General features: G+C 69.1%; 24 protein-coding genes. 20 read left to right on the top strand and 4 right to left on the bottom strand.

What is annotated here, in order from left to right; translation table 11 throughout:
- Nucleotides 1-206: 206 nt before the first annotated feature.
- From OG542_RS12595 to OG542_RS12510, 18 genes are all read left to right on the top strand, one after another.
- A complete protein-coding gene (locus tag OG542_RS12595; RefSeq protein ID WP_328410694.1) occupies nt 207-1,343 on the top strand; it encodes an LCP family protein in 1,137 nt (378 codons plus the stop codon).
- 196 nt (nt 1,344-1,539) lie between these two features.
- Nucleotides 1,540-1,761 carry a 50S ribosomal protein L31 gene (rpmE, locus tag OG542_RS12590; RefSeq protein ID WP_311127756.1) on the top strand — a complete coding sequence of 74 codons (222 nt, stop codon included), beginning with the start codon at nt 1,540-1,542 and terminating at the stop codon, nt 1,759-1,761.
- Nucleotides 1,762-1,869: 108 nt separating this feature from the next.
- On the top strand, nt 1,870-2,946 hold the full coding sequence (gene prfA / locus OG542_RS12585; protein ID WP_193480935.1) for a peptide chain release factor 1: 1,077 nt from the start codon (nt 1,870-1,872) through the stop codon (nt 2,944-2,946).
- Nucleotides 2,947-2,979: 33 nt separating this feature from the next.
- On the top strand, nt 2,980-3,825 hold the full coding sequence (gene prmC, locus OG542_RS12580) for a peptide chain release factor N(5)-glutamine methyltransferase (protein WP_328410692.1): 846 nt from the start codon (nt 2,980-2,982) through the stop codon (nt 3,823-3,825).
- Nucleotides 3,826-3,895: 70 nt separating this feature from the next.
- Nucleotides 3,896-4,543: an L-threonylcarbamoyladenylate synthase gene (locus OG542_RS12575; RefSeq protein ID WP_193480933.1), complete on the top strand. Its 648-nt coding sequence runs from the start codon at nt 3,896-3,898 to the stop codon at nt 4,541-4,543.
- Nucleotides 4,540-5,220 (top strand): arsenate reductase/protein-tyrosine-phosphatase family protein, encoded by a 681-nt coding sequence (locus tag OG542_RS12570; RefSeq protein ID WP_261680567.1) that lies wholly within the window; start codon nt 4,540-4,542, stop codon nt 5,218-5,220. Before OG542_RS12575 ends, OG542_RS12570 begins: the two co-directional genes overlap by 4 nt.
- A 72-nt stretch (nt 5,221-5,292) precedes the next feature.
- Nucleotides 5,293-6,531 (top strand): serine hydroxymethyltransferase, encoded by a 1,239-nt coding sequence (locus tag OG542_RS12565; protein WP_311127760.1) that lies wholly within the window; start codon nt 5,293-5,295, stop codon nt 6,529-6,531.
- Between the two features lie 129 nt (nt 6,532-6,660).
- Nucleotides 6,661-7,977 carry an MraY family glycosyltransferase gene (locus OG542_RS12560; protein ID WP_328410689.1) on the top strand — a complete coding sequence of 439 codons (1,317 nt, stop codon included), beginning with the start codon at nt 6,661-6,663 and terminating at the stop codon, nt 7,975-7,977.
- Between the two features lie 297 nt (nt 7,978-8,274).
- Nucleotides 8,275-8,712 (top strand): hypothetical protein, encoded by a 438-nt coding sequence (locus OG542_RS12555; RefSeq protein ID WP_328410688.1) that lies wholly within the window; start codon nt 8,275-8,277, stop codon nt 8,710-8,712.
- Nucleotides 8,713-8,985: 273 nt separating this feature from the next.
- On the top strand, nt 8,986-9,753 hold the full coding sequence (gene atpB / locus OG542_RS12550) for a F0F1 ATP synthase subunit A (protein WP_184591837.1): 768 nt from the start codon (nt 8,986-8,988) through the stop codon (nt 9,751-9,753).
- 68 nt (nt 9,754-9,821) lie between these two features.
- On the top strand, nt 9,822-10,061 hold the full coding sequence (locus OG542_RS12545; protein ID WP_030246434.1) for an ATP synthase subunit c family protein: 240 nt from the start codon (nt 9,822-9,824) through the stop codon (nt 10,059-10,061).
- 38 nt (nt 10,062-10,099) lie between these two features.
- Entirely contained in the window at nt 10,100-10,648 is a 549-nt protein-coding gene (locus OG542_RS12540) for a F0F1 ATP synthase subunit B (protein ID WP_261680572.1), read from the top strand.
- The gene (locus OG542_RS12535; protein ID WP_328410686.1) at nt 10,645-11,460 is read left to right on the top strand and encodes a F0F1 ATP synthase subunit delta; all 816 of its coding nucleotides are present in this window, start codon (nt 10,645-10,647) and stop codon (nt 11,458-11,460) included. Before OG542_RS12540 ends, OG542_RS12535 begins: the two co-directional genes overlap by 4 nt.
- Nucleotides 11,461-11,585: 125 nt before the next feature.
- Nucleotides 11,586-13,175, top strand: coding sequence for a F0F1 ATP synthase subunit alpha (atpA, locus tag OG542_RS12530; RefSeq protein WP_328410684.1), 1,590 nt, complete (start codon nt 11,586-11,588; stop codon nt 13,173-13,175).
- A gap of 20 nt (nt 13,176-13,195) precedes the next feature.
- Nucleotides 13,196-14,110 carry a F0F1 ATP synthase subunit gamma gene (locus tag OG542_RS12525; protein WP_328410682.1) on the top strand — a complete coding sequence of 305 codons (915 nt, stop codon included), beginning with the start codon at nt 13,196-13,198 and terminating at the stop codon, nt 14,108-14,110.
- A gap of 2 nt (nt 14,111-14,112) precedes the next feature.
- Nucleotides 14,113-15,549 (top strand): F0F1 ATP synthase subunit beta, encoded by a 1,437-nt coding sequence (atpD, locus tag OG542_RS12520; protein WP_328410680.1) that lies wholly within the window; start codon nt 14,113-14,115, stop codon nt 15,547-15,549.
- Nucleotides 15,550-15,665: 116 nt separating this feature from the next.
- Entirely contained in the window at nt 15,666-16,043 is a 378-nt protein-coding gene (locus OG542_RS12515; protein WP_184590438.1) for a F0F1 ATP synthase subunit epsilon, read from the top strand.
- Between the two features lie 130 nt (nt 16,044-16,173).
- On the top strand, nt 16,174-16,620 hold the full coding sequence (locus OG542_RS12510) for a DUF2550 domain-containing protein (protein WP_193480924.1): 447 nt from the start codon (nt 16,174-16,176) through the stop codon (nt 16,618-16,620).
- A gap of 14 nt (nt 16,621-16,634) precedes the next feature.
- Here the strand turns inward: OG542_RS12510 and OG542_RS12505 are convergent, their stop codons facing one another.
- The 3 genes from OG542_RS12505 to OG542_RS12495 form a co-directional block, all read right to left on the bottom strand.
- On the bottom strand, nt 16,635-18,458 hold the full coding sequence (locus tag OG542_RS12505; protein WP_328410678.1) for a glycoside hydrolase family 18 chitinase: 1,824 nt from the start codon (nt 18,456-18,458) through the stop codon (nt 16,635-16,637).
- A gap of 121 nt (nt 18,459-18,579) precedes the next feature.
- The gene (locus OG542_RS12500) at nt 18,580-19,230 is read right to left on the bottom strand and encodes a response regulator transcription factor (protein ID WP_328410676.1); all 651 of its coding nucleotides are present in this window, start codon (nt 19,228-19,230) and stop codon (nt 18,580-18,582) included.
- The gene (locus tag OG542_RS12495; protein ID WP_328410674.1) at nt 19,227-20,453 is read right to left on the bottom strand and encodes a sensor histidine kinase; all 1,227 of its coding nucleotides are present in this window, start codon (nt 20,451-20,453) and stop codon (nt 19,227-19,229) included. Before OG542_RS12495 ends, OG542_RS12500 begins: the two co-directional genes overlap by 4 nt.
- A 150-nt stretch (nt 20,454-20,603) precedes the next feature.
- Between OG542_RS12495 and OG542_RS12490 the strand changes: the two genes are divergently transcribed.
- Together OG542_RS12490 and OG542_RS12485 are read left to right on the top strand one after the other, a co-directional pair.
- On the top strand, nt 20,604-21,188 hold the full coding sequence (locus OG542_RS12490; protein ID WP_328410672.1) for a hypothetical protein: 585 nt from the start codon (nt 20,604-20,606) through the stop codon (nt 21,186-21,188).
- Nucleotides 21,185-21,373, top strand: a complete 189-nt coding sequence (locus OG542_RS12485; RefSeq protein WP_328410670.1) for a DUF5708 family protein — start codon at nt 21,185-21,187, stop codon at nt 21,371-21,373. Before OG542_RS12490 ends, OG542_RS12485 begins: the two co-directional genes overlap by 4 nt.
- Here OG542_RS12485 and OG542_RS12480 read toward each other — a convergent pair.
- Nucleotides 21,370-21,942, bottom strand: a complete 573-nt coding sequence (locus OG542_RS12480; protein ID WP_328410668.1) for a cob(I)yrinic acid a,c-diamide adenosyltransferase — start codon at nt 21,940-21,942, stop codon at nt 21,370-21,372. The genes OG542_RS12485 and OG542_RS12480 overlap by 4 nt on opposite strands.
- Nucleotides 21,943-21,949 lie beyond the last annotated feature (7 nt).

Below are 21,949 nucleotides of genomic sequence, written 5' to 3'. Positions count from 1 at the left end.
GCAGGTGAGCGGGATATACCTCGCTGTCACGAACACGCACTGTGCCCACCGCCGTACGCGGTGGGCACAGTCCGTTGTGCAACCCTTTCCCGAGTTTCCCCGTCTGACCAGGCGGAGCGACGATGGTGCCAGGGGGTGGTCCCCCGACCGAGTACGCCTGGCACCGACCGCAGGGGGTAATCGACCGAAGACGAGCTGAGGAGCACATGGCTGCCGAGAGCACGCCGGGTCCGGGCATACCGGGCGAGACCGGCACCACCGGATCGCGCCACCGCGCCACGGGCCGACGCCGCAAGCCCCGCAAGCGCCACAAGGGCCTGATGGTCACGGCCTGGACCGCCGCGGGCATCGTCGTCCTGGGCGGCACCGGGGCGGGGTACGTGTACTTCAAGCTCAACGGCAACCTCAAGAGCGTCGACATCGACCAGGCCCTCGGCACCGACCGGCCCAAGAAGGCCGACAACGGCTCCGAGAACATCCTCGTCCTCGGCTCCGACACCCGCGCCGGCGGCAACAAGAAGCTCGGCGGCGGCACCGACGACGGCAGTGCCCGCTCCGACACGGCGATGATCGTGCACGTCTACAAGGGCCACAAGAAGGCCAGCGTGGTCTCCATCCCGCGTGACACCCTCATCGACCGGCCCTCCTGCACGGACACCAAGGGCAAGCAGTACCCCGCCGCGAACAGCGTGATGTTCAACTCCGCGTACTCCACGGGCGGGGCCGCCTGCGCCGTGAAGACCGTCGAGTCGATCACCGACCTGCGCATGGACCACTACCTGGAGGTCGACTTCGCCGGCTTCCAGAGGCTCATCGACGACCTCGGCGGCGTCGAGGTCACCACGACCGAGCGCATCGACGACCCCGACAGCCACCTGAAGCTGAAGGCCGGAACCCACAGACTCGACGGTGAGCAGGCCCTCGGCCTGGTCCGCACCCGGCACGGCGTGGGCGACGGCTCCGACCTCGGCCGCATCCAGCTCCAGCAGGCCTTCATCAAGGCCCTGCTCAACCAGGTCAAGGACGTCGGCGTCTTCTCCAACCCGAAGAAGCTCTACGACCTCGCGGAGACCGCGACCAAGACGGTGACGGCCGACTCCGACCTCGGCTCGGTCGACAAACTCGTCTCCTTCACGAACGGCCTCAAGGGCATCACCCCGTCGAACATGAACATGGTCACGATGCCGGTCGCCTACGATCCCGCCGACCCCAACCGCGTCCTCCTCCAGGAGAAGAAGGCCGACCAGATCTGGAAGGCCCTGCAACACGACAAGCCGATCCCGAAGTCAGCGACGGAAGGCTCGGCAGCCGGCGAGGCCAAGGGCGTGGTCAGCGCCCCGTAAGGGGCGCGGGCTGTATCGATATGCGGCTCCGCCGCGTGGGCGCGAACAGCCCACGACGGCCCGCAGGGAACAAACGACAGCAACCCCCGGTTTTGGGGGATGGCCCCAGTCCTGGCAGACTGGTACGTCGGCTCCGGTTCACGCTCCCGCACCCCGCGGCAGCGACCCGGCGCCCTCCCGAAACCTAGGAGACACCTTGAAGCGCGACATCCACCCCGAGTACGTCGAGACGCAGGTCAGCTGCACCTGCGGCGCGTCGTTCACGACTCGCAGCACCATCGCGTCCGGCAGCATCCGTGCCGACGTCTGCTCCGAGTGCCACCCGTTCTACACGGGCAAGCAGAAGATCCTCGACACCGGTGGCCGTGTGGCCCGCTTCGAGGCCCGCTTCGGCAAGGCCGCCGGCTCCAAGAAGTAGCGAGCCCCACTTCGCCGGTCCGCGGACGCGCCCCCTCACCGGGCGCTCCGGGACCGGCGTTTTTGGTCGCCCGCCCCTTCACCCCCCGTCCGTACACAGGAGCCCAAGATGTTCGAGGCCGTCGAGGAACTCGTCGCCGAGCACGCCGACCTGGAGAAGAAGCTCGCCGACCCGTCGGTCCACTCCGACCAGGCCAACGCGCGCAAGCTGAACAAGCGTTACGCCGAGCTCACCCCGATCATCGCCACGTACCGCTCCTGGACGCAGACGGGCGACGACATCGAGACCGCCCGCGAACTGGGCGCCGACGACCCCGACTTCGCGGCCGAGGTCAAGGTCCTGGAGCAGCAGCGCGAGGAGCTGACGGAGAAGCTGCGCCTCCTCCTCGTCCCGCGCGACCCCAGTGACGACAAGGACGTCATCCTCGAGATCAAGGCCGGTGCGGGCGGCGACGAGTCGGCGCTGTTCGCCGGCGACCTGCTGCGCATGTACCTGCGCTACGCCGAGCGGGTCGGCTGGAAGACCGAGATCATCGACGCCACCGAGTCCGAGCTGGGCGGTTACAAGGACGTCCAGGTCGCCGTGAAGACCAAGGGCGGCCAGGGTGCGACGGAGCCCGGACAGGGCGTGTGGGCCCGCCTGAAGTACGAGGGCGGCGTGCACCGCGTGCAGCGGGTGCCGGCGACGGAGTCCCAGGGCCGTATCCACACCTCCGCGGCCGGTGTGCTGGTCACGCCGGAGGCCGAGGAGGTCGACGTGGAGATCAACCCCAACGACCTCCGGATCGACGTCTACCGCTCCTCGGGACCGGGCGGACAGTCCGTCAACACCACCGACTCCGCCGTGCGCATCACGCACATTCCCACCGGAGTCGTCGCCTCCTGCCAGAACGAGAAGAGCCAGCTGCAGAACAAGGAGCAGGCACTGCGTATCCTGCGCTCGAGGCTGCTTGCCGCGGCGCAGGAGGAGGCGGAGAGGGAGGCCGCCGACGCCCGCCGCAGCCAGGTCCGCACCGTCGACCGCTCCGAGAAGATCCGCACGTACAACTTCCCGGAGAACCGCATCTCGGACCACCGCGTCGGCTTCAAGGCGTACAACCTGGACCAGGTCCTGGACGGCGACCTCACCGCGTTGATCCAGGCCTGTGTCGACGCGGACTCGGCGGCCAAGCTGGCGGCCGCGTAAGACACGTAGGAGTACGAGTACCGGAGGACTTGCGTGAACCTGCTGCTCGCGGAGGTGGCCCAGGCCACCCAGCGGCTCGCCGACGCCGGCGTGCCCTCGCCGCGTACCGACGCGGAGGAACTCGCCGCGTTCGTGCACGGCGTCAAGCGCGGCGAGCTGCACTCCGTCAAGGACTCCGACTTCGACGCCCGTTACTGGGAGGTCATCGCCCGCCGGGAGGCCCGCGAGCCGCTCCAGCACATCACCGGGCGGGCCTACTTCCGGTACCTGGAACTCCAGGTCGGCCCCGGAGTGTTCGTGCCGCGCCCCGAGACCGAGTCCGTGGTCGGCTGGGCCATAGACGCCGTACGGGCCATGGACGTCGTCGAGCCGTGCATCGTCGACCTGTGCACCGGCTCCGGCGCCATCGCGCTCGCCCTCGCCCAGGAGGTGCCGCGCTCGCGCGTGTACGCCGTGGAGCTGTCCGAGGACGCCCTCAGGTGGACCCGCAAGAACGTGGAGGGGTCCAGGGTCGAGTTGCGCCAGGGAGACGCCCTGACGGCCTTCCCGGACCTGGACGCCCAGGTCGACCTGGTCATCACCAACCCGCCGTACATCCCGCTCACCGAGTGGGAGTACGTCGCCCCGGAGGCGCGGGACTACGACCCCGACCTGGCCCTCTTCTCCGGCGAGGACGGCCTCGACCTCATCCGCGGCCTGGAGCGCACCGCGCACCGGCTGCTGCGCCCCGGCGGTGTCGTGGTCGTGGAACACGCCGACACCCAGGGTGGTCAGGTGCCGTGGATCTTCACCGAGGAGCGGGGCTGGGCCGACGCGGCCGACCATCCGGACCTCAACAAGCGCCCGCGTTTCGCCACGGCCCGCAAGGCGCTGCCGTGAGCACCCCGATCTCCCCGCAGTCTTCGCAGTCTTCATCCCCGCAGCACGTGTACGAGGAGGCCAGCTAAAGATGGCACGGCGATACGACACCAACGACGCGACCGACCGCGTGACCGGTCTGCGTGAGGCAGCGTCCGCCGTCCGCCGTGGCGAGCTCGTGGTGCTGCCGACGGACACGGTGTACGGCATCGGCGCCGACGCGTTCTCCTCGGAGGCCGTCGCCGACCTGCTGGACGCGAAGGGCCGGGGCCGCAACATGCCCACCCCCGTCCTCATCGGCTCCCCGAACACCCTGCACGGGCTCGTCACGGACTTCTCCGAGCTGGCCTGGGAGCTCGTCGACGCCTTCTGGCCGGGCGCGCTGACCCTCGTCGCCAAGCACCAGCCGTCACTCCAGTGGGACCTCGGGGACACCCGTGGCACCGTCGCCGTGCGCATGCCGCTGCACCCGGTCGCCATCGAGCTGCTCACCGAGGTCGGCCCGATGGCCGTGTCGTCCGCCAACCTCACCGGCCACCCGGCGCCGGAGGACTGCGACGCCGCGCAGGAGATGCTCGGCGACTCCGTCTCCGTCTACCTCGACGGCGGCCCGACCCCCGGCAACGTGCCGTCGTCGATCGTCGACGTGACCCGTGAGGTACCGCTGCTGCTGCGCGCGGGCGCCATCTCGGCGGACGAGCTGCGAAAGGTCGTACCCGACCTCGAGGTGGCGAATTGACGGCCCCTGGAGCGGGGCGTGGCATAGGCAACGGGGAAAGCGCGGCGGAGATCACGACGACGTTCGTGGGGCTTCCGCGTGACAGTTTCCGCGTCCTCCACGTCAGTACCGGCAATGTGTGCCGCTCGCCCATCACCGAGCGGCTGACCCGCCATGCCGTGCGGGAGCGGCTGGGGATCCTGGGCGGCGGGCTGATCGTGGAGAGCGCGGGCACCTGGGGCCACGAGGGCGCGCCCATGGAGTCCCACGCGGAGACCGTCCTGGCCGACTTCGGCGCGGACGCCTCCGGCTTCACCGGGCGTGAACTCCTCGACGAGCACGTGATCCGCGCCGACCTGGTGCTGACCGCCACCCGGGACCACCGGGCACAGGTCATCTCGATGGGGCACTCGGCGGGCCTGCGGACCTTCACGCTCAAGGAGTTCACCCGTCTGGTGAAGGCCATCGACCCGGCGACCCTGCCTCCCCTGGAGGAGGGCGTGGTCATCCGCGCGCGTGCGCTGGTGCGTGCCGCGGCGGCTCTACGCGGGTGGCTCCTGGCGCCGAACGCCGAGGCGGACGAGGTGTACGACCCGTACGGGGCGCCCCTGACGTTCTTCCGGTCCATCGGGGACGAGATACACCAGGCACTCGATCCGGTGGTCACGGCCCTGACGGGTGTCCCCGCAAAGACGTAACCGACCGAGCGCCCCGGGGGCACCGGGCCTACATTGGACGTACGTCACCGTCGACGCCGCCCGGAGCCCATCATGACGGTCACCCCTGCAATCGAGGCCGACGTCCTGCGCCACCAGGACCCCGAGCTCGCCGACATCCTGCTCGCTGAGCGGGAGCGGCAGTCGACGACGCTCCAGCTGATCGCCGCCGAGAACTTCACGTCGCCGGCCGTGCTGGCCGCCCTCGGCTCGACGCTGGCCAACAAGTACGCCGAGGGCTACCCGGGGGCACGGCACCACGGCGGCTGCGAGATCGTCGACGTCGCCGAGCGCCTCGCCGTGGACCGGGCCAGGGCCCTGTTCGGCGCCGACCACGCCAACGTCCAGCCGCACTCGGGCTCTTCGGCGGTGCTGGCCGCCTACGCCGCCCTGCTCCGCCCCGGCGACACCGTCCTCGCCCTCGGCCTGCCGCACGGCGGCCACCTCACGCACGGCTCGCCCGCCAACTTCTCCGGCCGCTGGTTCGACTTCGCCGGCTACGGCGTCGAGGCCGAGTCCGGGTTCATCGACCACGAGCAGGTGCGCACCCTGGCCCGCACGCGCCGGCCCAAGGCGATCGTGTGCGGTTCGATCGCCTACCCCCGGCACATCGACTACGCGTTCTTCCGCGAGGTCGCCGACGAGGTGGGCGCCTACCTCGTCGCGGACGCCGCGCACCCCATCGGGCTCGTCGCGGGGAGAGCGGCGCCGAACCCGGTGCCGTACGCGGACATCGTCTGCGCGACCACCCACAAGGTGCTGCGCGGCCCGCGCGGCGGCATGATCCTGTGCCGCGCGGAGCTGGCCGAGCGGGTCGACCGGGCCGTGTTTCCTTTCACACAGGGCGGTGCGCAGATGCACACCATCGCCGCCAAGGCGGTCGCCTTCGGGGAGGCGGCAACACCGGCGTTCGTCGCGTACGCCCATCAGGTGGTCGCCAATGCGAGGGTTCTCGCGGCCCGGCTGGCCGCCGAGGGCCTGGTCGTCACCACCGGTGGCACCGACACCCACCTCATCACCGCCGACCCGGCACCCCTGGGCGTCGACGGACGCACCGCCCGCGGCCGTCTCGCCGCGGCCGGCCTGGTCCTTGACTGCTGTGCGCTTCCTCACGGCGACGCCCGGGGCCTCAGGCTGGGCACGGCCGCGGTCACCACGCAGGGCATGGGGGAGGCGGAGATGGCGAGGATCGCCAAACTGCTCGCGGGGGTGCTCAGGGGCGTGACCGAGACCGTGAGGGCCCGTGAAGAAGTGCGGGAGCTGGCCGGTGGATTTCCGCCGTATCCGCTCTGAGTGGGGGTAGACGCACCAGGGTGCACAGCCACTCGTGCAACCATCGTCGCTACCCGGAAGTCCCCACCCATATGCGCGCATCGCTAGGGTGTGGGGCTGTGATGGCCAGCGAGACCTGTGGGGAAGCCCGTGCGTGAATACCTGCTGACGCTCTGCATCACGGCCGCGGTGACGTATCTGCTGACAGGGCCGGTACGGAAATTCGCGATCGTGGCCGGAGCGATGCCGGAGATCCGGGCACGTGACGTGCACCGGGAACCCACTCCGCGGCTCGGCGGGATCGCGATGTTCTTCGGCCTGTGCGCCGGCCTGCTGGTCGCCGACCACCTGACCAACCTCAGCCAGGTCTTCGAGGCGTCGAACGAACCCCGGGCGCTGCTGTCCGGGGCGGCGGTGATCTGGCTGATCGGGGTGCTGGACGACAAGTTCGAGATCGACGCCCTGATCAAGCTGGGCGGTCAGATGATCGCCGCGGGCGTGATGGTCGTGCAGGGTCTGACGATCCTGTGGCTGCCGATCCCGGGCGTCGGGTCGGTCGCGCTCTCCCAGGGGCAGGGCACGCTGCTGACGGTGGCGCTGGTCGTCATCACCATCAACGCGGTCAACTTCGTCGACGGCCTGGACGGTCTGGCGGCGGGCATGGTGTGCATCGCGGCCGCGGCGTTCTTCCTGTACGCCTACCGCATCTGGTACTCGTACGGCGTCGAGGCCGCCGCCCCCGCCACCCTCTTCTCGGCGATCCTGATGGGCATGTGCCTGGGCTTCCTGCCGCACAACATGCATCCGGCGCGGATCTTCATGGGCGACTCGGGCTCCATGCTCATCGGTCTGGTCCTGGCGGCCGGCGCGATCTCCGTCACCGGGCAGGTCGACCCGGACGCGCTCAACCTGTACGTCGGGTCCGAGAAGGAGGCCGTGCACCAGACGGTCCCCGTCTACATCCCGCTGCTGCTGCCGCTGACCATCATCGCGGTGCCGGCCGCCGACCTGATCCTGGCCATCGTGCGGCGCACCTGGCGGGGCCAGTCGCCATTCGCCGCCGACCGCGGCCATCTGCACCACCGCCTCCTGGAGATCGGCCACTCGCACAGCCGCGCGGTGCTGATCATGTACTTCTGGTCGGCGCTGATCGCCTTCGGAGCGCTCGCCTACTCGGTCAACTCGGCGTCCATGTGGATCGTGCTCGGCGTCGTGTTCCTCAGCGCGATCGGTCTCCTGCTGCTTCTGCTGCCGCGCTTCACGCCGCGCGCCCCGCGCTGGATGGAACGCTTCGTGCCGCCGCGCTACCGGCGCCGCGTCTCGGTCGCCGCCCTCGCACCCGAGGCCTCGACACCGGCGTCCGCGGCGGCCGTGTCAGGGGTCTCCGGTGTCTCCGGTGTCAACGGGGCGACCGCCATCGGCCCCCGTTCGCGTCTGGCGGACCGGCGCAAGGCCGGGACAAGGTAAGAATCTGACTAGAGCATTGCCAAGTCGTGGGGTTGCGATGGGGGAGCGAAGCGCCCCAATACCAGACAAGTCGGCGCTGATCTTGCACAGACGCGCAGCATCACTCTCATGTGTGACAGCACGCACACCCCCAGGTAAAGACTGCATCAAATAGTTTGTGATACGGTTCACGAGAACCCCCGGATAGAGCCGAAGGACCGCAGTGCGACGGTCCATTGGCGTGAGGACTCCACTCAGCCCGGGACTACGCTCGTCCATGACGACACCCCTGCCCCCTGCGAAAGCGGAGTTGCCGCCATGCCGTCCAATGACGCCCGGAACCTCTTGCAGTGTGCTGTGCCCACAGCGGCTGCCGGTGCGGTCGCGGTCGCCGTCAGCGGCGTGGTGGCCGGAGGCAAGGGAGCAATCGGGGCCGCCGTCGGCACCCTGCTGGCCATCCTCTTCATGGGGATCGGTCTGTACGTTCTCCAGCGGACGGCAAAAACGCTCCCGCAGTTGTTCCAGGCCATGGGGCTGATGCTTTATACAACTCAGCTCCTACTGCTCCTGATCTTCGTGGCCCTCTTCAAGGACACCTCTCTCTTCAACGCGAAGACGTTTGCCATCGGGCTCGTCGTCGCGACCGTCGTGTGGATGGCCGCGCAGGCTCGTGCGCATATGAAGGCCAAGATCTTCTACATCGACCCGGACTCCGAGAAGAGCGAGAAGCCCGAGAAGACCGGGTCATCGTCGTGACGAGTAGGGGCGCGATAAAGGGCAGTCGGAACTCCTGCTATCGTCCGGTGCCAACTGCGGCATCGCGGGCGCGGGCATCTGAGCTGACGCCTGCTCGAACGCGAGGCTCGATGCCCCAAAGCCGCCCTCACATCCGTAACACCAGTCCAGTGCCGATCCGCGGCTGCGCGCCGCGCCGACACAACGAGGTTGCCGTACCCATGCGTCACGCCGAAGGAGCCCCCGGTGAGTGCTGACCAGACCCAGCTCGCCTTTGACTGGAGCTGTCGGATCATGTCCGACGGGTGTGGTTTTCCGGCACCGGGCCTGCACTCGTTCCTCTTCAAGCCGATCGCCACGGTCGGGGGGTTCGAGTTCAACAAGGTGATGCTGCTTGCCCTCATCACCACCGTCCTCGTCATCGGCTTCTTCTATGCGGCCTTCGGCAAGGCCAAGGTGGTGCCGGGCAAGCTGCAGATGGTCGGTGAGGCCGGCTACGACTTCGTCCGCCGCGGCATCGTCTACGAGACGCTCGGCAAGAAGGAGGGCGAGAAGTACGTCCCCCTGATGGTCTCGCTGTTCTTCTTCATCTGGATCATGAACATCTGGTCCGTGATCCCGCTGGCGCAGTTCCCGGTGTCGTCGATCATCGCGTTCCCGGCGGTCCTGGCCGCGATCGTCTACGTGACCTGGGTCTCGCTGACCTTCAAGCGCCACGGCTTCGTCGGGTTCTTCAAGAACGTCACCGGCTACGACAAGTCGCTCGGCCCGGTGCTGCCGCTCGTGATGGTCATCGAGTTCTTCTCGAACCTGCTCGTCCGGCCGTTCACGCACGCGGTGCGACTCTTCGCCAACATGTTCGCCGGCCACCTGATGCTGGTCATGTTCACCGTCGCATCCTGGTACCTGCTGAACAGCTGGATGATCCCGGCGGCCGGTGTCTCGTTCGTGATGACCATCGCCATGATCGGCTTCGAGCTTTTCGTGCAGGCAGTCCAGGCGTACGTCTTCGTACTCCTCGCCTCCACGTACATCCAGGGCGCTCTCGCTGAGCATCACTGAGCCCCACCCCACCCCCGGTCGTCCGGTGGCCAACCCCCACCGGTCCGTTAAGAGAAGGAAGATTCAGCATGGCTGCCACTGAGACCCTCGCCGCTGTCTCCGGTTCCATCGGTTCCGTCGGTTACGGCCTCTCGGCTATCGGCCCCGGCATCGGCGTCGGCATCATCTTCGGCAACGGCACCCAGGCCCTCGCCCGCCAGCCCGAGGCCGCCGGCCTGATCCGTGCCAACCAGATCCTGGGCTTCGCCTTCTGTGAGGCGCTCGCCCTCATCGGCATCGTCATGCCGTTCGTCTTCGGTATTGACTAAAAAATCCCTACCGACAGGCATCGACGAAAGGCACTGATGTGATCGCCAACCTGGTGCAGCTGGCGGCCGAGGAAGAGCAGAACCCGCTCATTCCTCCGGGCCCCGAGCTGCTCGTCGGCACCATCGCCTTCGCCATCGTGTTCTTCTTCTTCTGGAAGAAGCTGCTTCCGAACATCAACAAGGTTCTGGAGGAGCGCCGCGCGGCGATCGAAGGCGGTATCGAAGAGGCCGAGACCATGAAGGTCGAGGCCCAGAGCGTCCTTGAGCAGTACAAGGCACAGCTCGCCGAGGCCCGGCACGAGGCCGCGCGCCTGCGCCAGGAGGCGCAGGAGCAGGGCGCCACGCTCATCGCCGAGATGCGGGCCGAAGGCCAGCGTCAGCGCGAGGAGATCGTCGCCGCCGGCCACTCCCAGATCGAGGCCGACCGCAAGGCCGCCGCGTCCGCGCTGCGTCAGGACGTCGGCAAGCTCGCCACCGACCTGGCCGGCAAGCTCGTCGGGGAGTCCCTCGAGGACCACGCCCGCCAGAGCCGTGTGATCGACCGGTTCCTCGACGAGCTCGAGGAGAAGGCCGAGGCCGGGCGATGAACGGAGCGAGCCGCGAGGCCCTGGCAGCCGCACGAGAGCGTCTCGACGCGCTGACGGACTCCACGTCCGTCGACGCGGGCTCGCTCGCCGACGAGCTGGCCGCCGTCACCGCTCTGCTCCACCGCGAGGTTTCGCTGCGTCGGGTCCTCACCGACCCGGCGCAGGCCGCAGAGGCCAAGGCCGAGCTGGCCCAGCGTCTGCTCGGCACCCAGGTCAGCGGCCCGGCCGGTGACCTGGTCGCCGGTATGGTGCGCTCCCGCTGGTCGCGGTCGCGTGACCTGGTGGACGCGCTGGAGACACTGGCCGACACCGCCGACCTCACCGCCGCGCAGCAGGCCGGCAAGCTCGACGACGTCGAGGACGAGCTGTTCCGGTTCGGCCGGATCGTCTCCGGCAGCACCGAGCTGCGTGCCGCGCTGACCGACCGGAAGGCCACCACCTCGGCCAAGGGCGAGCTGCTGCGCGGCCTGCTCGGCGGCCGGGCGCAGTCGGCCACCGAGCGTCTGGTGACCCGCCTTGTGACCGCGCCGCGGGGACGTAGCCTGGAGTCGGGACTGGAGTCCCTGTCCAAGCTCGCCGCCGAGCGCCGGAACCGCATGGTGGCCATCGTCACCTCGGCGGTGCCGCTGAGCGACCCGCAGAAGCGGCGCCTGGGCGCCGCCCTCGCGAAGGTCTACGGCCGCCAGATGCACCTCAACCTGGACGTGGACCCCGAGGTCCTCGGCGGAATCCGGGTGCAGGTCGGCGACGAGGTCATCAACGGCTCCCTCGCGGACCGGCTGGAGGACGCGAGCCGCCGCCTGGCGAGCTGAGCAGCAACTTCATAGCACCACGTACTTACGACGGCCCTGGTTGGGCCGTGCAGAAGAATCCTGGGGGTCGCCCCCAGACCCCCAAAGTGAAACTTCGGGCCCAACAAGGAGAGCAGGGAACCCAGATGGCGGAGCTCACGATCCGGCCGGAGGAGATCCGGGACGCGCTGGAGAACTTCGTCCAGGCGTACAAGCCGGACGCGGCCTCGCGCGAGGAGGTCGGTACGGTCACCTTCGCCGGCGACGGCATCGCGAAGGTCGAGGGTCTGCCCTCGGTCATGGCCAACGAGCTGCTGAAGTTCGAGGACGGGAGCCTCGGTCTCGCCCTCAACCTCGAGGAGCGCGAGATCGGCTGCGTCGTCCTCGGTGAGTTCAGTGGTATCGAGGAGGGCCAGCCGGTGCAGCGCACCGGTGAGGTTCTCTCCGTGGCGGTGGGCGAGGGCTACCTCGGCCGCGTGGTGGACCCCCTCGGCAACCCGATCGACGGCCTCGGCGAGATCGAGACGGACGGCCGTCGCGCCCTGGAGCTGCAGGCCCCGGGCGTCATGGTCCGTAAGTCGGTCCACCAGCCGATGGAGACCGGCTACAAGGCCGTCGACACCATGACCCCGATCGGCCGTGGCCAGCGTCAGCTGATCATCGGTGACCGCCAGACCGGCAAGACCGCCCTGGCCGTCGACACGATCATCAACCAGCGCGACAACTGGCGCTCGGGCGACCCGGACAAGCAGGTCCGCTGCATCTACGTCGCCATCGGCCAGAAGGGCTCCACCATCGCCGGTGTGCGCGGCGCTCTGGAAGAGGCCGGCGCGCTGGAGTACACGACCATCGTCGCCGCCCCGGCGTCCGACCCGGCCGGCTTCAAGTACCTGGCGCCGTACACCGGTTCGGCCATCGGCCAGCAGTGGATGTACGACGGCAAGCACGTCCTCATCATCTTCGACGACCTGTCGAAGCAGGCCGACGCCTACCGCGCCGTGTCGCTGCTGCTGCGCCGCCCGCCGGGCCGTGAGGCCTACCCGGGTGACGTCTTCTACCTGCACTCCCGCCTGCTGGAGCGCTGCGCCAAGCTCTCCGACGAGATGGGCGCCGGCTCGATGACCGGTCTGCCGATCGTCGAGACCAAGGCCAACGACGTCTCGGCGTTCATCCCGACCAACGTCATCTCCATCACCGACGGCCAGTGCTTCCTGGAGTCGGACCTGTTCAACGCCGGTCAGCGCCCCGCGCTGAACGTCGGTATCTCCGTCTCCCGAGTCGGTGGTTCCGCCCAGCACAAGGCGATCCGCCAGGTGTCCGGCCGCCTCCGCGTGGACCTCGCCCAGTTCCGTGAGCTGGAGGCGTTCGCCGCCTTCGGTTCCGACCTGGACGCCGCGTCCAAGGCTCAGCTCGAGCGTGGTCAGCGCATGGTCGAGCTGCTGAAGCAGCCGCAGTACCAGCCGATGGCCACCGAGGACCAGGTCGTCTCCATCTGGGCCGGCACCACCGGCAAGATGGACGAGGTCCCGGTCGTCGACATCCGCCGCTTCGAGAAGGAGCTGCTGGAGTACCTGCACCGCAAGGAGCAGGGCCTGCTGACCTCCATCCGCGAGGGCGGCAAGATGTCGGACGACACCCTCCAGGCCATGGCCGACGCCATCGCGGAGTTCAAGAAGCAGTTCGAGACCTCCGACGGCAAGCTGCTCGGCGAGGACACCCCGGCTGCCGGTAAGTGACGACGGAAGGGACCTGACTCATGGGAGCCCAGCTCCGGGTCTACAAGCGTCGCATCCGATCCGTCTCCGCGACCAAGAAGATCACGAAGGCGATGGAGATGATCGCCGCCTCGCGCGTCGTCAAGGCGCAGCGCAAGGTGGCGGCCTCCACCCCGTATGCGACCGAGCTCACCCGCGCGGTCACCGCAGTCGCCACCGGGTCGAACACCAAGCACCCGCTGACGACGGAAGCGGAGAACCCGACCCGCGCCGCGGTCCTGCTCCTCACGAGCGACCGCGGTCTGGCCGGCGCCTTCAACTCCAACGCCATCAAGGCCGCGGAGAGGCTCACCGCGCAGCTCGAGGGTGAGGGCAAGGAGGTCGTCAACTACATCGTCGGCCGCCGTGGCGTCGCCCACTACAACTTCCGCGAGCGCAAGGTCGCGGAGTCGTTCACGGGCTTCACCGACGACCCCTCGTACGCGGACGCCAAGAAGGTCGCGGCCCCGCTGATCGAGGCGATCGAGACGGAGACGGCCGAGGGCGGCGTGGACGAGCTCCACATCGTCTACACCGAGTTCGTGTCGATGATGACGCAGACCGCTGTCGAGGCACGGCTGCTGCCGCTCAGCCTCGACGAGGTGGCGGAAGAGGCGAAGCCCAAGGGCGAGATCCTCCCGCTGTTCGACTTCGAGCCCTCGGCGGAGGACGTCCTGGACGCCCTGCTGCCGCGCTACGTGGAGAGCCGTATCTACAACGCGCTGCTCCAGTCGGCCGCCTCGAAGCACGCCGCCACGCGGCGCGCGATGAAGTCGGCAACCGACAACGCCGGTGATCTCATCGAGAACCTCACCCGGCTTGCCAACCAGGCCCGCCAGGCCGAAATCACCCAGGAAATCAGCGAGATCGTCGGTGGTGCCAGTGCCCTGGCCGACGCGACCGCGGGGAGTGACTGAAAATGACCACCACTGTTGAGACGGCCACGGCGACGGGCCGCGTCGCGCGGGTCATCGGCCCGGTCGTCGACGTGGAGTTCCCCGTCGACGCGATGCCGGAGATCTACAACGCCCTGCACGTCGAGGTCGCAGACCCGGCGCTGGCGGGCGAGAAGAAGACGCTGACCCTCGAGGTCGCCCAGCACCTGGGCGAGGGCCTGGTCCGCGCCATCTCCATGCAGCCCACCGACGGTCTGGTCCGCCAGGCCACCGTCGTGGACACCGGTGCGGGCATCACCGTCCCGGTCGGCGACTTCACCAAGGGCAAGGTGTTCAACACCCTCGGTGAGGTGCTGAACAGCGACGAGGTGCACGAGGGCGAGCGCTGGTCCATCCACCGCAAGGCCCCCGCGTTCGACCAGCTCGAGTCGAAGACCGAGATGTTCGAGACGGGCCTGAAGGTCGTCGACCTGCTCACCCCGTACGTCAAGGGCGGCAAGATCGGTCTGTTCGGTGGTGCCGGTGTCGGCAAGACCGTGCTGATCCAGGAAATGATCATGCGTGTCGCCAACCTCCACGAGGGCGTCTCCGTCTTCGCGGGCGTCGGTGAGCGCACCCGTGAGGGCAACGACCTCATCGCGGAGATGGAAGAGTCCGGCGTTCTGGACAAGACCGCCCTGGTCTTCGGTCAGATGGACGAGCCCCCGGGCACCCGTCTGCGCGTGGCCCTGGCCGGCCTGACGATGGCGGAGTACTTCCGTGACGTCCAGAAGCAGGACGTGCTGTTCTTCATCGACAACATCTTCCGCTTCACCCAGGCCGGTTCCGAGGTCTCGACCCTGCTCGGCCGTATGCCCTCCGCGGTGGGCTACCAGCCGAACCTGGCCGACGAGATGGGCACCCTCCAGGAGCGCATCACCTCGACCCGTGGTCACTCGATCACCTCGATGCAGGCGATCTACGTCCCCGCGGACGACCTGACCGACCCGGCCCCGGCCACCACCTTCGCCCACCTCGACGCGACGACGGTGCTCTCCCGTCCGATCTCCGAGAAGGGCATCTACCCGGCCGTGGACCCGCTGGACTCCACGTCCCGGATCCTCGACCCGCGGTACATCTCGGCGGACCACTACAACGCCGCGATGCGCGTGAAGAACATCCTGCAGAAGTACAAGGACCTGCAGGACATCATCGCGATCCTCGGTATCGACGAGCTCGGCGAGGAGGACAAGCTCGTCGTCCACCGTGCCCGTCGCGTGGAGCGCTTCCTGTCCCAGAACACCCACGCCGCCAAGCAGTTCACCGGCGTGGACGGTTCGGACGTGCCGCTGGACGAGTCGATCGCCGCGTTCAACGCGATCTGCGACGGCGACTACGACCACTTCCCGGAGCAGGCGTTCTTCATGTGCGGTGGTCTCGAGGACCTGAAGAACAACGCCAAGGAGCTGGGCGTCTCCTGACCCGAGCCGCGCTCGAGTCATGAGGGGGCGGGGTTCGTCCCGCCCCCTCTGTCACGCCTACTAGACTTGTAACCAACACCCGGCACTACCGCCGGGTGGTGACCCGAGGAGCCACCTTGGCTGCTGAGCTGCACGTCGCGCTGGTCGCCGCCGACCGTGAGGTCTGGTCCGGCCAGGCCACCCTGGTCGTCGCGCGCACCACGTCCGGCGACATCGGCGTCATGCCCGGTCACCAGCCGCTGCTCGGTGTGCTGGAGTCGGGCCCGGTGACCATCCGCACGAGCGATGGCGGGACGGTCGTCGCCGCGGTCCACGGCGGTTTCATCTCGTTCGCGGACGACAAGCTCTCGCTGCTCGCCGAAGTCGCCGAGCTGTCGGACGAGATCGATGTCCAGCGCGCGGAGCAGGAGCTCGAGCGTGCGAAGGCGGAGGACGACGCGGACGCCCAGCGCCGCGCTGACGTCCGTCTGCGTGCTGCGACGGCGGCGCGCTGACTCTGTCCGCCGTGTGATGACGTCACTCAGCCGCGGCTGGGTACCGGAGAGATCCGGACCCAGTCGCGGCTGAGGCAGATGTGGGAGATTTTTCCGTTCCGTTACCTAGGAGACGAGGAGGTCGGTGTCGATGGTCCTCGCTCTGACTGTGTGCGGAATCGTGGTGGCCCTCGTGGTGGTGGGGCTGTTCGTCTTCGGTCTGCGCCGCCGGCTCATCCAGCGTTCGGGCGGCACCTTCGACGCCAGCCTGCGCTGGGACGCCCCGGAGCAGGGCGACACGAACGGCAAGGGCTGGGCGTACGGGGTGGCCCGGTACAACGGCGACCGCGTCGAGTGGTACCGCGTCTTCTCGTACTCGCCCCGCCCGCGCCGCGTCCTGGAGCGTTCCGCGATCGAGGTGGCCGGCCGCCGGGTCCCGGAGGGCGAGGAGGAGCTGGCGCTGCTCTCCGATCATGTGATCCTGGCCTGTCTGCACCGGGGCTCGCGTCTCGAACTCGCGATGAGCGAGGACGCGCTGACCGGTTTCCTGGCGTGGCTTGAGGCGGCCCCGCCCGGTCAGCGCGTCAACGTGGCGTAACTCGCCGAACTGTTCTACGACAGCCCGCTGTTGATGGCGTTCACCAGCTCTCCGTTGCCGGTGTCGCCGCTGAACTCCCAGAAGAACGCGCCGCCGAGACCCTGGGTCTTGGCCCACGCCATCTTCGAGCCGATGGTGGCGGGAGTGTCGTACGACCACCAGTTGCTGCCGCAGTGGGCGTACGCCGTGCCCGCGATCGTGCCGGTGGCCGGGCAGGAGTTCTTCAGGACCTTGTAGTCCTCGATGCCCGCCTCGTAGGTGCCGGGAGCCGCGCCGGTCGCCGTGCCGCCAGGGGCGGCCTGTGTGACGCCGGTCCAGCCGCGGCCGTAGAAGCCGATGCCGAGCAGCAGCTTCTTGGACGGCACGCCCTTGGACTTGAGCTTGGCGATCGCGTCGGCGGAGTTGAAGCCCGCCTGCGGGATCCCCGGGTACGAGGTGAGCGGGGAGTGCGGGGCGGTCGGGCCGTCCTTGTCGAAGGCGCCGAAGTAGTCGTACGTCATCACGTTGTACCAGTCGAGGTACTGCGCGGCGCCGCCGTAGTCGGCCGCGTCGATCTTGCCGCCGTCGGAGGCGTCGGCCGTGATGGCGGCGGTCACCAGGTAGTCCGGGCCGAACTCGGCACGCAGTGCCCGGGACAGGTTCCTGAACGCCGCCGGGCCGGAGGTGTCGCAGGTCAGGCCGCAGGCGTTCGGGTACTCCCAGTCGATGTCGATGCCGTCGAAGACGTCGGCCCAGCGCGGGTCCTCGACGACGGCCTTGCAGGACTTGGCGAACGCGGCCGCGTTGGCGGCGGCCTGGCCGAAGCCACCCGAGTAGGTCCAGCCGCCGAAGGAGTACAGCACCTTGATGTGCGGGTACTTGGCCTTCAGCTGGCGGAGCTGGTTGAAGTTGCCGCGCAGCGGCTGGTCCCAGGTGTCGGCGGTGCCGCTGACGGACTGGTCGGCGGAGTAGGCCTTGTCGTAGGCGGCGTAGGTGTCGTCGACGGTGCACTGACCGTTCTTGACGTTGCCGAACGCGTAGTTGATGTGGGTGATCTTCGAGGCGGAGCCGGAGGTCACCAGGTTCTTGACGTGGTAGTTGCGGCCGTAGACGCCCCACTCGGTGAAGTAGCCGAGCTTGACCTTGTCACCCGTCGGCGGCTCGGTGCCGCCGCCGGTGGTGCGCACAGAGCGGGCTCCGCTGACCGGGCCGGTCTGGCCGGCGGTGTCGCGGGCCTGGACGGTGTAGGAGTAGTCGGTGCCCGCGGCCAGGCCCGTGTCGCTGTACGACGTGGTCGTCACGGTGGCGACCTTGGCGCCGTCGCGCAGGACGTCGTAGTTCTTGATGCCCTTGTCGTCGGTGGCGGCGCTCCAGGACAGCTTCACCGAGGTGTCGGTGATGTCGGAGGCGGTGGGCGTGCCGGGGGTGCTCGGGGCGTTGTCGCCGGGCTCGGTGGATCCGCCGTCGCAACTGCCGCCGTTGAGCTCGCAGTTCGCGGGGGAGCCGGAGCCGGTGCCGTTGAAGCCGAAGGAGACGGAGGCGCCGGGGGCGAGGGTGCCGTTCCAGGACTTGTTCTTGGCGGTCCAGTGGGTGCCGGAGGAGGTGACGTCGGCGTCCCAGGCGGAGGTGACGGACGTACCGGAGGGGAAGTCCCACTCGACGGTCCAGGAGCTGAGGGCGGTCGTGCCGGTGTTCTTCACCGTCCACTTGCCCTCGAAGCCGGAGCCCCAGTCCTGGGTCTTGGCGTAGGTGGCGGTGGCGGAGCCGGCCGCCTGGGCGGGGCTCGCGAGGCCGACGAGACCGGCCAGCGGGAGCAACAGGGTCGCGAACCCTGCCGCGGCTCTGTGTCTGAAGCGCATGCTGCGCCTCCCTTGTGGGGTGAGCGGGGCGTGACTGAGCCTCACGCCCCTCATGGTGCGGTGAGAATAGAAAGGTCTGGACCACCGGTCAATAGGTCTGGACCACCGCCCACGGGCTGGGTCAGATCCCCAACTCCTGTGCCAGCACCGCCGCCTGTACCCGGCTGCGCAGCTCCAGCTTCCCCAGCAGCCTGCTGACATGGGTCTTCACGGTCGCCTCGGCCATGTCGAGCCGGTCGGCGACGTCCGCGTTGGACAGGCCCTCGCCGAGGCAGGACAGCACCTCGCGCTCGCGCCGGGTCAGCCGGTCCAGGACGGCCGGGTCGGCCGTGGACTCCCGCGTCGGCTTCGCGGCGAACTCCGCGATCAGCCGCCGCGTGACCGCAGGGGAGATCAGCCCTTCCCCGCGCGCCACCGTCCGTACGGCCTCCAGCAGCTGCCTCGCCTCGGTGTTCTTCAGCAGGAAGCCGGACGCGCCCGCCCGCAGCGCCCCGAAGACGTACTCGTCGAGGTCGAAGGTGGTCAGCACCAGCACATCGGCCAGCCGTTCCGTGACGACCTGCCGGGTCGCCGACACCCCGTCCAGACGCGGCATCTGGACGTCCATCAGCACCAGGTCCGGCCGCAGCTCGCGGGCCAGCGCCACCGCTTGCTCGCCGTCCGCCGCCTCGCCGGCCACCTCGATGTCGGGCGCGCTGCGCAGGATGAGGACCAGTCCGGCGCGGACGGCGGACTGGTCCTCGGCGACCAGGACCCGGATGGGCCGGCTCATGCGGTGTCTCCTTCGACGGTGTCGTGGACGGGGAGTGTGGCGCGTACGACCCAGATCTTGCCGTCCGGTGAGTCTTCGGGGCCGGCTTCGAACGTGCCGTCCAGCAGCTCCACCCGCTCGCGCATGCCGACCAGACCGGCGCCGGAGCCGGGCGCGCGGGGGGCGTCCCGGTCCCCGTACGGGCTGGTCACGGTGACGACGAGTGAGCCGTCCTTCCCGCATTGCCTCGAGGGCATGGAAGGTGCCCCCATGGCGAGACACACGGTGACCCGGCCCGATGAGGCGTGTTTGAGGGCGTTGGTCAGCGACTCCTGCACGATGCGGTACGCGGCGAGTTCGACGGGCGCCGGCACCTCGCCCTGGCCGGTGTTCAGCGTGACGTCGAGGCCGTTGGCGCGGGCGCCCTCCACCAGCGAGCCGAGGCCGTCGAGCGTCGGGGCCGCGGCCGGTTCCAGGTCACCGCTGCTGTCGCGCAGGATGCCGATCAGACGCCGCATCTCCGAGAGCCCCTCCACGCTGTTCTCGCGGATGACGACCAGGGCGTCCTGAGAGGTCTTCGGGTCGTCGAGGGAGAGGGCGGCCGTGGAGTGGATGGCGATCGCGGACAGGTGGTTGGCCACCATGTCGTGCAGTTCGCGGGCCATCCGGGCGCGTTCGGCGGTCACCGCCTGGGTGCGGTCCATCTCGGCGAGCAGCGCGGTCTGCTCGGCGCGCAGCCGGGCGGACTCGGCGGCGTCGCGGTGGTTGCGGACGATCAGGCCGGTGGCGGCGGGACCGAAGGCCACGATGCCCGTGACCACACCGATCAGCAGCGCCTCGGGCTCCCGCCACAGGGCGAACGGCACCACGGTCCCGGCCACCGAGAGCAGCCCGGTGACCCGCGGAATGCGGCGGGCCGAGGCGGGCGTGCCGTACAGGACGGCCGCGTACATCAGGTCGGTGTACATCAGGATCGTTACCAGGTTGCCCTGGGTGAGGGTGTCCAGGACGATCGCGGCCGTGCCGGTCAGCAGAGCCGTGCGCGGGGCGGCCCGGCGCAGCAGCTCGCAGCCGGCCATGACGAAGAGCGGCAGCAGGACCGGCCAGCGGCCCGGCAGGAGCACGTACACCTCGGTGTGCGGGCGGGTGGCCAGTCCGAGGCCCCACAGCAGCAGTCCGCCGAGCAGGCCGCCCGTCGCGATGCAGACGTCGAAGCGGCGTGGGCGGGGGAGTCGTACGGCCATGACTCCATCCAACACGGCCGTGACGCCTCGTGCGTGATCCCCGCGTAGGGTCCCTGGCTGCATCTTTCGATGTACCGCGGGTTCGTCAGTCGCGACGACGATTCCGGCCGCCCCGACCGGGAGCCTTGAAGGTGACCGAGAGGAGCGAACGTGATCGTCGCATTGATCGCCGCCTGCGAGATCGGCTTCTGGGTACTGCTGGCCGCCGGACTGGGCGCCCGCTACCTGCTGAAGATGCCGCGCACCGGCCTGGCGCTGCTGCTCTGCGAGCCGCTGCTGGAGGTCGTCCTGCTGGTCGCCACCGCGCTGGACCTGAAGAACGGTGCCGACCCGAACTGGACGCACGGCCTGGCCGCGCTGTACATCGGCTACACCGTCGGGCACGGCCATCGCACGGTGAAGTGGCTCGACGGCCACGCGGCCCACCGGTTCGGCGGTGCCCCGCCTCCGCGGAAGCCCCCGCGCGACGGCATGGCCCGCGCGCGCCACGAGGCCAGGATCTGGCTGGGCACGCTGGTCGGCGCGGTCGTCGCGACCGTGCTGCTCCAGGGCGCCATCTGGTACGTGGACGACCCGAGCCGCGTCACCTCCCTGGAGAGCTGGCGCTATACGGCCTGGCGCGCGGCCGGTATCCACGGCCTGATCGCGCTGAGCTACTTCGTCTGGCCGCGAAAGCCCTCCGCCGGGGAGCGGGACACCACCGTCAGCACATCGAAGGAAAGGATCCAGTCATGACCAAGGCAAAGCGGTATCTGACCGAAGGCGTCGTCACCTTCCTGATCGGCCTGCTGCTGTGGCGCCTCACCGGAGACGTGGACGTCCCCGTCGTCACCCTCACCAAGGTCGGCATCGTGATGATGATCGTCGGCGGGGTCCTCTCCGCCAACGGCCTCTGGCATGCCGTCCGGGGGAGAACCTAGCGCTCTCCGCCCGGCACCCACAACACGTCTCCGACCTGCTTGTTCGCCGTCCTCGCGAGGATGAACAGCAGGTCGGAGGCGCGGTTGAGGTAGGTCGCCGTCAGCGGGTTCATCGTCTCGGCGTGCACCTCCAGGGCGGCCCACGTCGAGCGCTCCGCCCGGCGTACGACCGTGCAGGCCTGGTGGAGCAGGGCCGCCCCCGGGGTGCCGCCCGGCAGGATGAAGGAGCGGAGCTTCTCCACCTGCTCGAGGAAGCGGTCGCAGTCGGCTTCCAGCTTGTCGATGTAGAACTGCTCGACCCGCAGCGGCGGGAACTCCGGGTTCTCCACCACCGGCGTGGACAGGTCGGCACCCACGTCGAACAGGTCGTTCTGCACCCGGGTGAGGACCTTGACGACCTCCTCGTCCAGGCCGCCCAGGGCGATCGCCGCGCCGATCGCCGCGTTCGCCTCATTGGCGTCGGCGTACGCGGAGATCCGCAGGTCTGTCTTGGCGACCCGGCTCATGTCGCCGAGGGCGGTGGTGCCCTGGTCGCCGGTCCTGGTGTAGATGCGCGTCAGATTGACCATATGGCCA

It is taken from the genome of Streptomyces violaceus (assembly GCF_036014075.1).
Lineage (GTDB): Bacteria > Actinomycetota > Actinomycetes > Streptomycetales > Streptomycetaceae > Streptomyces > Streptomyces violaceus.
This window is presented reverse-complemented; position numbering and strand designations above follow the sequence as displayed.